This is a genomic window from Patescibacteria group bacterium (genome assembly GCA_018817715.1).
GTDB lineage: Bacteria > Patescibacteriota > Patescibacteriia > Veblenbacterales > UBA10138 > JAHITT01.
Window position 1 is genome coordinate 156029 of sequence record JAHITT010000004.1, and the last position, 13493, is coordinate 169521.

Below are 13493 nucleotides of genomic sequence, written 5' to 3' on the forward strand. Positions count from 1 at the left end.
CTAAATAATAAATAACGCCACTTAAGTGGCGTTATTTTTGAAACTAATTAAATAATTTCTAATTCTTGGGCTTAACAATAATTCGTTTAGGATAATAATCAGCCCGAGCTGACCAATTAAAACCAGTATTAATGCTAGGCAATTTATCTTCATATTGTCCATTATCCTTAGCCCACCAACCCCAGTTGTCCCGCAAAGCTACACCGGGTTTATAAACACAAGCCTGCAAAGTACTATCCCAATTTAAATTATTTTTACCACTACAAGTATAAGTAGTAGTATAAAAGAAATAACCTACTTGATTATCCTGATCGGCCACACAAGCTTCGGGACTATCACCAAAGTTAAAAGCTGGATTGTTAAGACAAGTCTTACCGCTTGCACATTGTTTGTCCGTAGTGCAAGGTGTGGGTGTACCAATACAAACCTTGGGTGACTGACAGATAGGTTTATGATTTCTTAAAGAAGCTTCCACTTCAATATTTCTAGATTTACCCAAAGCACCATTAATACCCCAATCTACACCCACAAATCTGATAGGCATTTGATTACCATTGGGGTTATAACCATAAAAAGATAAAGTAATCGGCAAAGGACTTTGACCCATAATATCCTCACTAGTATGACTGGTACCAGAATAAGACACGGTTACTTTAGCACCAGCATCTTGACCCATGGTTTTACCTTTAGCATCAAAAGACACACCCGCTATAACAGGGGCTTGCGGTTCCACTACGCCCGGAATAGTCTGATTGCTTAAATCAAAACTACCACCTGGTAAAGTTATGGGAATATTAAATATCGGAATAGTAAAAGTTATAGGATCTTTAGGCAAGGCTTTATATTTGGCTGTGGCAGTATCCCAATTAAAAGTATTGTAAAACTTAACAAACAAATTCTTTATTAAATTAACTCCGCCAATACTACTCGTTGGCAAACTTAAGGCTGGGCTGGTACCCGTACACATAAAAGGAGTTTTCTGAGTGGGACAAGGTTGGCCAGTCGAAGAATCACAATGAACCGTTGGATCATAATAGCCACAGAATCTGTTTTCGCCAGTGGCCGCTGGATCACACAACGATTTATCTTTGTTTATTGTTATATTAGGATTATCTTTATCTGGCACACCAGCTAAACACATCCAACCACTACAACTGCCCCCACCGGCGCCACTACAACCATAAACACCCGGGGCATAAGGCTGAATTTCATTACTAATTAAAGGTTGATATTGAGCTACTGGTATTACCCTGGTCGGTTCCAATTCCGGACCTAAATGTCCTGTGTATTCAAAAGTAGTGGAAGATGGTACAAAAGCGCCAAAAGGTGCATTTAAATAATGATTAGCTTTACTACCGGCGGTAGCATAAGTATAACCAACCTGGGGCACCACATAATTACTTAATTCATTAACCCGATTAGTTTGAGCCTTGTTATTAATAACATCATTAGGATTAGAACTGACTACTTGGGCCACCACATCACACCACTCTCGCAAGGTATATTTAAGAACTATATAAAAATCGGCCGCCCCACCTGGATCTTTATCATTAATCCGCAAAGTTAAATACTTATCCGGATCATTAGGATTAAAAACAGCAGTCATAGAACACAAACCCTTACCATCACTATCACAACTGTAACGATTTACCTGATCGCTTAATTTATAACGACTAACAATTAAACGTGAGCGTTTATTATTACTATCGGTTTGACCGTATTTTCTAAAATGACCTTCAATTTCTATACTCTCAATGGCATCTAAACCACCCAGTTGTTTTTCCAAACCGCCCAAACTTAAAGCAAAAGACATTTCATAATCCACTTTACCGGAAATTATTAATGGTGCAAAAGGTTGACCAGTCTTAGCTGGAGAAAAAATTCCCGTTAAGCCGAAAAGGCTAAATGACTGACCACCTACATTGGGACACACCTTATCTTTACCATCCCAAGCCGTGCTAGCATTCGGACTATATAAACAATCAGTAGTTGGGCCAGTTACCACATCACTAGGCGCTAATGGTACACCCTGAACCGACCGAGCGTTCTCGGGAAGAAAAGTAATCGGCTGAGGATTATCCAAATAATAAAGCTGACTCTGCTTAGAAGTTGTCTGAGCCAAACCACGAGCAGCGGCACAATAATACATAGCCTGATTACCTGGTGACACAAAACCGGCTTTAGGCCTATCATCATAAATAGAAACTTCACCTTGTACCACATCTATCGGTAGCCAAGTTAAACAAGCGTCATCGGCGCCGTTATTTATTTTGCGAGCTGAATCTTTTTCTAAACAATAACCCTTTAACCCTTGAGCAAAAGTTATTTGTTTTAAGGCGCTTTGCTCCTGCTTGGCTTCTAGACAAGGTTCGCTGCCAGATAAAGAACCAGCACAAACCTCACCTACCGGATTAATCGGGTCAGTAGGCTGGCTACGATAATTATAAAACCTAGTTTCACCATTCTTATAAACCGCCCGTTGATAAGCGCACTCACAATTTTCATCTGGATCAGTACTTGGCTGACAAACATTAGCGTCTTTATAACCAGGCGCCCGGCTCATTAATTTAGCTTCTTTGCTTTCTGAATTCCAAGTAGCCACATTAGCTGGGAAGGGGGCGTCGGGCTCGGGATATAAGCGACAAGCTTTGGTGCTAGCCAAAGAAACTGCACAAGCTGAACTGGAATTAATAGCATCTAAAGAACACAAACCTGGTATAGAATAGCCAGTGTAATCCTGGCCAGCCCAAGTGGTGTTCCGCCCGATATAATCCGCTTCATCCAAAGGATGCTGTTCTGACTGCGGTTCTAACCAATTACCACAACCGCCAGCCGCATTGCCACTACTAGCCTGATTACAACGACCCAAAGAATAACATAATTCCCGAGGCTTGCCAGCCGAATCGGTAATGGTCGTGCTAGTCTGACAACTTAACCACTCAGCACAAACCCGATCACGCTGAACTTTTAAGATAGTATTAGCACTAGGTTGTTGACCTTGAGTAAACGAACAATAAACATTGTCACCTAAACAATCAGCAGTTTTTTGACAAGAACGACTAGGCTCACTAGAACAAACCCCACGAGGCGCTAAGGGTGCTACCTGAGCATTATCTTGGCTACGACTTTGTTCATAAGTTAAAGGAGCAGACCAAGCTAAATCGCCACCCAGTGACAAATCGGTTACTAACAAACAACCATCTTTTTCACCAACTTTACCACCGCAAGTGGAACGATCCAATTTACCATTATCCAAATAATAATAAGTCCGGTTGGTTAAAGTATTGTCCTGGAAAGCTTTGCAAGACGAAGCTTCAGCTGGACAAGTATAAGCATAAGGCACAGCCAAAAACTCCTTAGCTTGATCATTAGTTAAACTATTAGGCAATTCTAATAAACGAACATCATCCACATAAACAGTGCTAGTTTGACGTAAACTACCTTCGTTAGTTATTAAACCAACTGATAAGGTATCAATATTAGGCTTAGTTTTTATAATATAAGTTCGATTGAGCCAAACTCCTTTAGGATCAGTGACTACAATTGTTGGATTACCAGCCACCATCTCATAATGATGACAAGTACCCCCACCGCAACCCGTACCGACTTTGGGATAAGCGTGCCTAGACAAAGACCAACTACCCTGCAGAACTTCTTCCTTGGGTAAATAAATTTGAGCGGAAACTAAGAATAATCTTTCTTGGTTTTTAGGTTCCACTGTCACATGGGAGGACCAAACGCCAGAATATTGCTGATCTGAAGTGGCTTTAACCTTAAGCAAACTACCACCCCAATATTGACCGTTTAAGGATCCTTGAGCGTATAACTGACCCTTACCATCTTCTTGACCGGCGCCATTTCTTTCCCAGCCGACAAAATAATCTTGAGTATTATCGTTTATTTGACCAGAACCCTTCAGGCCACTTATACCGGCAAAATTTTCAAAACTACCATTAATCAAAAGATTACAAGGCTCGGTTGTGCCAGTCTTGTACCAATCATAAGATTGGCCAGCCCGAAGTTGTTTATATTCACAAGTTCTAGAACCAGGATCTTTAAAATAATAAGTACTATTACCAGCTTTATATTCCTGACAACGATCTTGTTCTTTAGAACAAAGAGGTGAAGTTGGTCCAGCGGCAAAATTATCCGGATCTAAACGCATAAATTTATCTGACCAACCCTGCAAAAATCCAGCAGCCGTAAAACTCGGTTCACCCAATCTTTGGCAAGATTGCATTTGTGCCGAACACTGTTTAGTCCGATCATAAATACGGTAAACCACCTGATCTTTAGCTGTGGTGACAGTCTGCCCGCCTACGGTAACTGTTTGCAATTGAGGACTTAGAGAATTTTTAGTGTCGACCAAAGCTTCACAACCAACAGCTTCTTGACGGCACAATTTAGAAAAACCAGTAAAAGAATAGGCTCGATTCTGCCTATCTTTATAAGATCGGCAACCTAAATATTTTAATTGATCGCCGTTAGGCTGACAGCTTGTCGGCGTAGTCCAAGAATCTTTTTTCAAAAAGAACCGGTCACCAACTTCTTGCACAGCAATATTATCAGCCACAAATCTTACACCGGCCGCGGCCAATTGCACCCTGACACCTTGGCTAATATTGGCACTGGTTGGTAAAGTAACTGGTCCAATAGTATAAAGTTGCCAATCATTAGTTAGTTCGGAAGCTGGTAAATTAAAATTAATAGTTGCTTGAGGATTCAAACTGGATTCGGCCGCACTAACATAATTAACTGTATAAGTTAAAGATCCGTTGTCAGTCAAAATACCATTAACTGGTCCACAATCATTACCAATACAAGTCTGGCTACCACCGGGATTAGCTTCTACGGAATAAACTGTGGCACCACTAGTGCCTACTGGATTACCTGAACGCCAAATAAAATTAAAATCTCCTGATGGCTGATTGGAACGTATTACTAAACCAGTTATGGGAATATTACTACCAGCCGTATTGTTATTTAAACTGTAAGCTCCACCACCAGCCACTGGCTGACCATTCAAAGTCATTTTTAAATAAACCGTGCCTTGGTTGGTGACCACAGGATCACCCGACCCAGTGCCAGGGGGGGTAGTAGGTGTACGTGGGGTACTAACAACAGTTGTTAAACCTTTGGATTCACCACCACTATTATAAGCCCTAACCTGATAAACAAACCGACCATCCAAACTTAAACCTTTGTTTTGACCATCAACAGGATCTACTCCTAAATCCGGAAAACTAACCGCGCCGGCATTGGGCAATACTTGAATAAGTTTAACGGCCCGACCATTATCGCCCCGATAAACAGTAAAACCAGTTTCATTATCACTACTATCTTGCCAATTTAAAGTAGCCTTATATTGACCGCTAGGACAATCGCCCGAACAAATCGCTAAACTGGCGGTTAAACCAGTAGGCGCAATTGGTAATTGAATATTTTTATTAGAACCAACATCTTTAGGTAAAGAAAAGAAACCAGTGCCAGAACCCGCCTGGGCAACAAAAGTATCTACTAAAAAGTAAGAAAATTTACCCCCATCACTAATTGTTTGACCAGCCAAATTTTTAGCCGTTACTCGCCAAGCATAAGTACGGCCTGGCTCTAAACCGATAAAATCACTTGCTGCTAACCCAGCCACGGGCAAACTTAAAGTAAATCTATCAACATCATTTTTTCGGCCAATTTCTTGCCAACCATCAGCTAAAGTTGATTTATCGTCATAGTGCATCAATTGAACATCATACTTATCAGCATAATTGGCCCGCTGCCAAGTCAAAACCGGATTATTAGTATTCACTTTAGCGTAATTGTCCTGACTGCCGTGCGGATCTACCGTAGCAAAAGCCTGCGGTGGCACCTGAGTAATAAATTCAATAGCTCTTTCCGTTGGCGTGCCAGCGCTATTGTAAGCCACCACCCTAATTTTAGTAGCCTGACCTAATTTAATTGCTCCAACATTAACCGGCATAGTCAATTCCGTTTTGGCTAAAGCGCGCCAAATAACTGGCGTGCCATAAGGTTGTTCAATAATTACTAAATAATTAACAGCGTCGCTGGAAGCTCCCCAAGCAACAGTAAAGGGTAAGGGCATGCTCTTTTTTTCGTCCTCAGGTGTGGTTGGATCATCGGCTGGTGAATAAATATCAAACGGTTTAGCAGCCAAAGAACCGGTAGTAAAAGTAATAGTTTTTTCTTCTGTTTTAGAACTATCATTTTTAGCTATTACCCTAACTGTATAATTAGTATTGGCTGATAAAATATTACCAGGTACAGTAAAACTGGTAGCTGTAGTTGTAGTACTATAAGCTGTACCACCAGTTATAGAAATATCATACTTGTTAGCCCGTAAAGAACTCGTCCATTGAATAGTTGGGCTTAAAACCTGATTACTAGAACCGTCGACCGGTACTGTAATATTAAATTTACCTGGTGGGTTATTTACTTGAACTGGCGCCTGCCGATTAACAGTCGTTGTACCATTATAAACTACTGTTAAATCATAAGTTTTAGAAATCGGTAAAGTATAACCATCGCTAAAACTTTGCGTGGGTAAATTAACATTAATGGTACCTGATTTGGGTCCAGTGGGAGCTGACTGACAAACCGGTGTCTTATCTATACAATCATCTTTAACACCACAAACCTGACCAGACTTAAAACCAGAATCACATTTACTAACAGTGGATAAACATTGGGCACTAGGATAACGACAGTCGCTATCCAAAGAACAAATTTTGGTATTTTCGTTAGAACAAATCTTTTTAGTTGCTTGACAAAGAGCCGTAGTACTACGACAAGGAGTAGTATCGGTTCCTACGCAAGCAATGGCATTATTATTGGAACACTTATTATCCACACAGGTGGCGGTGGTATTCCGACAGTCACTATTACCATTAGCTATATTACAAGCGCTATCGTTATAAGGCCCACCTACACATTTATAATCAACAGAATTACAAGTAGCTGTGGGTTGCTGACAAAAATTATTGTCTGTCGGCGAACAAGTTTTATTTATATTTAAACCGCTAGTACATTTAAAATCCTGCGGCACACAAGCCGGCGTTAAATCACGACAAGCATCATTATTAGTACAAGGATTATCGGTCTTAGAACCGGCATAAAAACAACGACTGTCGGCCTTAAAAGAAGTACTTAAAACACCAGGAATATTAACAGTAATAGCGTCCGTGGCTGTAGTGGAGGCTGACCAGCTTAAATTGGTAGAAAAAGCATTAGCAAAACCAGTATTATCAAAAACCGACGGACTAGCCTGCAAAGCTACGGTGGCGGTTTGAGCAATGGCTTCGCTAATAAAAGTCCAATTGCCAAATAAATTTTGCCAAGCTAATTTATTGGCCTTAATTAAAGAATTAACCAATTGGTTAGACCAGCTAACTTTAGCCGGCAAGTTGGTTGTTAAAGTAACTGCCGGAACTTGACTGCTAGTCTCCGCCAAACCCAAACTGCTTTTTTTGGCCCAAACAGACACTAAATACTGTTGGCCTAAAACTGCCGAACCAACGACATCTTTATAAATTGCTCCATCCGTACCCGAATCATAGGAATGTCCAAAAGCTGAAGTAGACTCGTTAGATGGCGTACCTGAATACCAGCCACTAGAAGGTGCTGCATCATAAGTTACACGAGCTGTGGAATCCTTATCGCCAAAAGTAGATAAAGGAAAAACTAATTTTACACTATTAGCATTAGGGCCTTTATACTCACGGCAACCATTATATTGCACAGAACATTTTTTACCCTCCTGTGGTATAGCTCGATAATAACAAGCGTTATTTTCCCAATTACCCCCTGTGGCTAAACAATCAACTTGATTGCCTTCGGTTTTTCGATAACGTGTACAACTACTGGAAGCGGTAACTGTTTTAGAAGCCAAACGATAATAAACCTGGCCATCAGAAGCGTATAATTGTTTACAATCTGGATTACTGGTTGGCCAACTACCACTTAACCGACAATCTCCTGAATTATCCGTAGTTACTGGGCCGGTGGCCTCGAATTTTAATTGCCAAGCCTTAAGTTGATAACCAGTTAAATCTGAACCAACCCAAGTATAATATGTCCTATCACCCTCCCCCGGCTGAACACACTGCCTAAGTTCGGTAAAATATTCTTTTTGTTCACCTAAACCAACATTAGTAAACTCACTACAACCCACCGCCTCAGCCGGACAAGTTTGAGCAGTTTTTGTTATAAAATATTTAACTGATTTATCTGACGGATTAAGCTTGGTTGGCTGTTGTTCATAAGCCTGATAACCCACGCACTCCCCCGGACAAGTATAATCCGGATGCGGTTGACCGGGCACGGCCGGTGTGCCATCCAACGGTGTATAAAGCTCACAACCAACTTCACCAGCCGCACACCAACCTATATATTTAGCACACTCTGGGGAATCATTTTTTAAATCATTGTCATAACACTTTAAATAATCGGGCGCCTGTTTTAAATAAACTTCAGCTGTTGTGGCATAGGTTGAATAATCCTGACCTGACTGACTTGTCACCTGATTAACCACTTTTTCCACCGGATTAGCCCCGGCAGCAGTTAAACTAGTTGAAATATTACTTAAACGAAGTAAAGCCGTACAACCTTCGTCATTAGACGAACAAGAATAACGATCTATATTCTTGGCATACAAACGACTATTTAAATCATACCGGCCTAAAGAAGTATCCAAAGAATTAAAAGCCGTGGAATACCACTTACAACCAGTTGCACCAGTACAATTACCATCATTAAAACTGGCTAAAGAATTAGTTAAGTAAGAAGCCGAACCGCCACCGCTAGAAGAAAAAGTTTGGCAAGAAGCAAAAGGCGCCTGACCAGAATCCCTGGGGAATTCACAACTGTCGCCACCTAAACGCCAAACATTTTTTTCTTTAGTACAATAACCCCAAGAAGCGCAAGTTCCATCAGGATTTTCCACCACACAGTTCTGCGTATCCACACAAATATCCTGACGATTAGAACCCTGTTGTTCCAATATTTGCCCGGAGCCTTGCAAACGACACTGGGCCAAAGGGGCTTTAATAATCCAATTAGGATCTATTAAATGATAATAAGGGTTGGTTTGATTAACGTCGTTATTTAAATAAGGTTGGCCAAAATTAGATAAGACTTCATTCAAGGTAACACCCCGTGAGCCAACTTTTTGCGTAGCCAATTCCCAACCCAAAGGCAAAATCCTGGCCAAACGTAATTTTTTAATATCTGAAAGATACCAAGCATCCGGTGTTCTAATATTACGCGGCCTGTCCAATTTAAACACCCAATTACCATTAAGCAATCCAGCGTCCACGGCTTCCTGAACCGTTACTGCTTTACCTTCTTGAGCCTGACGTAAGGCTCTTTCGAACTTGGAATCAATTGTACAATTATTAAGCGCTGCATAATCCTGATTTTGTGGACAATTGGAAAATTCACTTATGACATCAATTGCTTCACCACCAACTATCTGCGGCATAGCAATTAAAGTATTAATTTTTGTGGCGTAATCAGTACCGCTACCGAATTCAGCGGCAAAAATTGAACCCTTACCAATAGAAGCCGGATTAGGTATTTCTCCTTCCATTAATCTTTTTAATAAACGGGCGGCTAAGGTATTAGTAAAAGTTCCCAAAGCATCAGCCATAATATCGCCAGTAAACACTAAAGGCTCGGCCAAAGCTTGCTGAAACGACCAGTCCTTAGTATTAGCCACACTACGAGCCGGTGTTTTAATAAAACCAGTAATAGATTGAACTATATCTTTGTAACCCTGATTAGATGTTTGCTCTAATTTAGCCAGTTCTTTTTTAGTATTAACATCTTTAATTAAATTTTGCTGAATATTTAAGGATACACCCAAATCATGTTGCTTGGGATCTAAAGAAACTTTAAAATTCTTTAAAAAATTCTTACGCTCTATTGGATCATTCAAAGCTTTGTCCCAATTATTTCTTAATTGGCTTAAGGTACACTTAGGTACTGGCGGTTTTTGCTCTTGAAAAGCTGTTAAGCCAATAATTAACTTAACCGAAGGAGCGCCCGGGCCACTTGGCTGACAAACATTAAAATTACCCCAGGCGTCGCCACTGGTTATACCATCTAAAAAATCTCCCGCCGCCGCATCACCAGCATCCTTAACTGATTGCCCTAAATTTTTCCAAGTAAAAAGCGGAGTTTGACCAGTACCACCCGAAGCCAACATTACAGCCGCATCATAAGCTATTTTTTGCGTAAAAGTCCGGGCAGCATTCCTAAAACCAATAGCTGCCCCATGTTCCAAAGTCCAACTAACAGCTGACTGAACCTTTTCCCAAATAAAATTAGCTAATTTTATTGGGGCACCCAAAATATCTGATACTGGAATCGCCTGAGCAGGCCGAGCTGTTAAGGTAAAACCTCCCAACAAAACAAAAATTATGGCAAAAATTGTTGCTATTTTTTTGAGTGTTTCCCAAAGGGAGTGTTTAAACATGGTTTAATTTAATTAAAAACCAAATAACTGTTTAACCGTAGCCTGCAAAGTAGTGTCATCTATTATATCTAATTCCTTAGCATCGGCGCCGCCAGCTATTAAAAACTGCCTTAATTCAGCACCGGACATTTTTTGTAAAAGCTCTTTTTCTTGATCCGTTAACTGAAGACTGGTATCTAAAGCTCCGGCTGACCCTGTAGTTGCTTTATTTTCACCAGCCACTTGCTGATAAATATTAATTAATGTTTGGTCATTATATTTAGCCAACATTTCATCAGTGGCGCCGTTATTCTTAAGCATTTGCCTAATTTCCTCGGGACTGGGCGCTGCTTCAACATCATAACCAGCGGTTTCTGATTGGCTAACTGGAGCCACAAATTTTAAACAATCCTGACCTTGAGGACAATTAGGATCACTACCATTATCCACTTCCGCTTTGTCATCTAAACCATCTGAATCAGTATCTTTTAAATAAAGACTAGTCCGGTAAAAATTTATTTCCTCATAATCAGACAAACCATCACCATCCGTATCACTAGCCCGTAAAACCGTTTCATTAGCTACTGTCATTTGACTATCGTCATTGTAAATTTTGGGTGCAAAGGGCAATTTTATTGAATTACTAATCTGCCAAACTCCGAAAACTACTGCCAATAAAGCTATGGTGGCCAAACCCCAATTATGCCCAGTCGGCCCGTTTATTTCGGAAATATCTTGCTCGGCCATTGTTTTAAAAAATAATTTTTTGAAAAGATTTGGAATTAGCTAAATCTCAAAACAAAAAATACTCTAAAAGATATCTGAATTATATCACATCAACACCCAAATGTCAAAAGCCTTCAAAAACAAAAATCCAGCTTCAAGAGTAAAAAAATGTTTTATAAAAACCGAATAACTAACTCCTTAGATAGCCCAATCCACTGCTCCAAAGATAATTCTTGAGGGCGAGCAGTTGTTTTTAAATTAACTTTATGAAGAGCTTGAGTGATAAAAGCTCTATCTAAAGCTAAACCAGCGCTTAAACTACCTACTAATTGCTTACGTTTGGTAGTAAAAGCTGTTTTAGCTACTCGCCAAAAAAAATCTTCTGATAAACCGGCTAATAATTTAGTCTTGTCCTCAGCAGATTTAATATCCAGCCTAACCACAGCTGATCCCACTTTGGGTGGCGGTAAAAATGCGGCTGGGGTAACTTTCTTAAACACTTGTACCTGGGCATTAAGTTGAGCTTGCAAACCCAACAAGCTTAATTGGCCAGGTTTGGCTGCTAATCTATCCGCCACTTCCTTTTGTAAAAGCAAAACCATCCTACTGGGTTTAAAACTACCTGACAAAAATCGACGTAAAAAGGCACCGGATATTTCGTAAGGTAAATTAGCCAATAAAAACCAAGACTGGTTAATTGATAAATTAAGAGCTTGTTTTAATTCAGTATCACTAATTTTTAATATATCAGCCTCTACTACCTTAAAGTTAGTACTAAATTTTTTATAACCCTCTAAAATGCTTGCTAATTTTTTATCTAATTCCACAACTGTCAAATTAACTTTCTTCTCTAACAAAAATAAAGTTAAAGTGCCGAAACCGCCACCAACTTCTAAAACCGCTTGATTGGGTTTTAAATCAGCCACTGTTAAAACTTCTTCAATAACCGACCGATCAATTAAAAAATGTTGTCCCAAACGACGACCAGGTTTAAGTTGATATTTAGCAATCAAAACTTTAGTCCACTTTAACAAATTATCAGGTAACATAATGGAATAAAAAATTTAAAACACAAACTACTTTAACAGCAAATAAAGTAATGACATAGCGGCGCCAGTTAACCAAGCGGCTGTCCAAGATTCACCAAAACTAAAAATCGCTAAAAGTATTAAGGCGGCTACGATTTTGCCAACCGATAAACTCATTTCAAAAAAAACACCTCCGGCCATAACCGAAGTCAGTTTTGATCGACGATAAGTAATAGACATTAAAGGAATAATCACAGCATTTTTAGACACCCTCGACCAAGCATCCACCACAAAAACCGAAAAAGGTAAACGGGTGGCCAGTCGACCCAACCAGCTTAAAAAATAAACTAACACCGATAAACGTAAAACTTTTCCCGCATCTTGCTCGTCACTTAATTTACCAATATACAAAGTAACTAAAGCCATAACTAACGTCGAAGCGGCTACCACCGCACCGATTTCCGCATAATTAACTAAAACAACAGCTATAAAAACCGGCCAAAGCACCATAACAATAAGCTCTTCACCAAACCCAATATAAGCTAATAAACGCCGCCAATTTTGCCGACCAAAAACTTGTTTATAAGTATCCCAATAAGAAAAATCCGTTGGTTTAAAAATCTCTTTAGTACGCAACAGGGGCCAATTAGACAACAATAAAATAAAACTACCAATTATAAAAAGCCACAACCAAGAAAAAAAGGTTAACAACAAACCGGCCAATAAAGGACCCAGTACATAAACCAAGGCTATACAAACCGACAACCCACTCAATTCCTTACCTTGTTCAGCAGAATCGGAATTATGGGCAAAATCTGCATGATAAGCCGGCCAATATAAACTCTTTTGTCCGGCATAAGCCACCACCGTAATAACCAACCACCACCAAGACCAAGCCGACAGAAACAAAGTCAATAAATAAATTGCTTGACTAACAGTTGATAAAGCAATTGATGTTTCATAGCCAAAACGATTGGCCAGTTTGGCTCCCAGCGGCATAATCAAAACATATAAAACATAAACCGCTAGATAAAAAATCAATATTCCTTTAAGCCCCAGTCCTTGTTGCCACAAATAAATCGGTTCAAAAATAATAATCATGGCCAAAGCCAATGATTGTAAAATAGTAGCCAAATAAAGTTCCTTAACCTGCCTGGCTAAACGTTTAGGAAATAAACGACCAAAACTTAAAGCAAATTGATGAAGCATAATAAAAGTAAAATCCTAAACCTTAAAACTTAAATAATCTACAGCTATAAATAAATTCCCGAACT

General features: G+C 39.7%; 4 protein-coding genes. All 4 read right to left on the bottom strand.

What is annotated here, in order from left to right; translation table 11 throughout:
• Positions 1-58 precede the first annotated feature (58 nt).
• Entirely contained in the window at positions 59-10486 is a 10428-nt protein-coding gene (locus KKC17_02295; protein MBU1039042.1) for a hypothetical protein, read from the bottom strand.
• Between the two features lie 12 nt (positions 10487-10498).
• A complete protein-coding gene (locus KKC17_02300) occupies positions 10499-11212 on the bottom strand; it encodes a thrombospondin type 3 repeat-containing protein (protein MBU1039043.1) in 714 nt (237 codons plus the stop codon).
• A 152-nt stretch (positions 11213-11364) separates the two neighbouring features.
• Positions 11365-12240: a ribosomal RNA small subunit methyltransferase A gene (rsmA, locus tag KKC17_02305; protein ID MBU1039044.1), complete on the bottom strand. Its 876-nt coding sequence runs from the start codon at positions 12238-12240 to the stop codon at positions 11365-11367.
• A gap of 27 nt (positions 12241-12267) precedes the next feature.
• Positions 12268-13428: an MFS transporter gene (locus tag KKC17_02310; GenBank protein MBU1039045.1), complete on the bottom strand. Its 1161-nt coding sequence runs from the start codon at positions 13426-13428 to the stop codon at positions 12268-12270.
• Positions 13429-13493 lie beyond the last annotated feature (65 nt).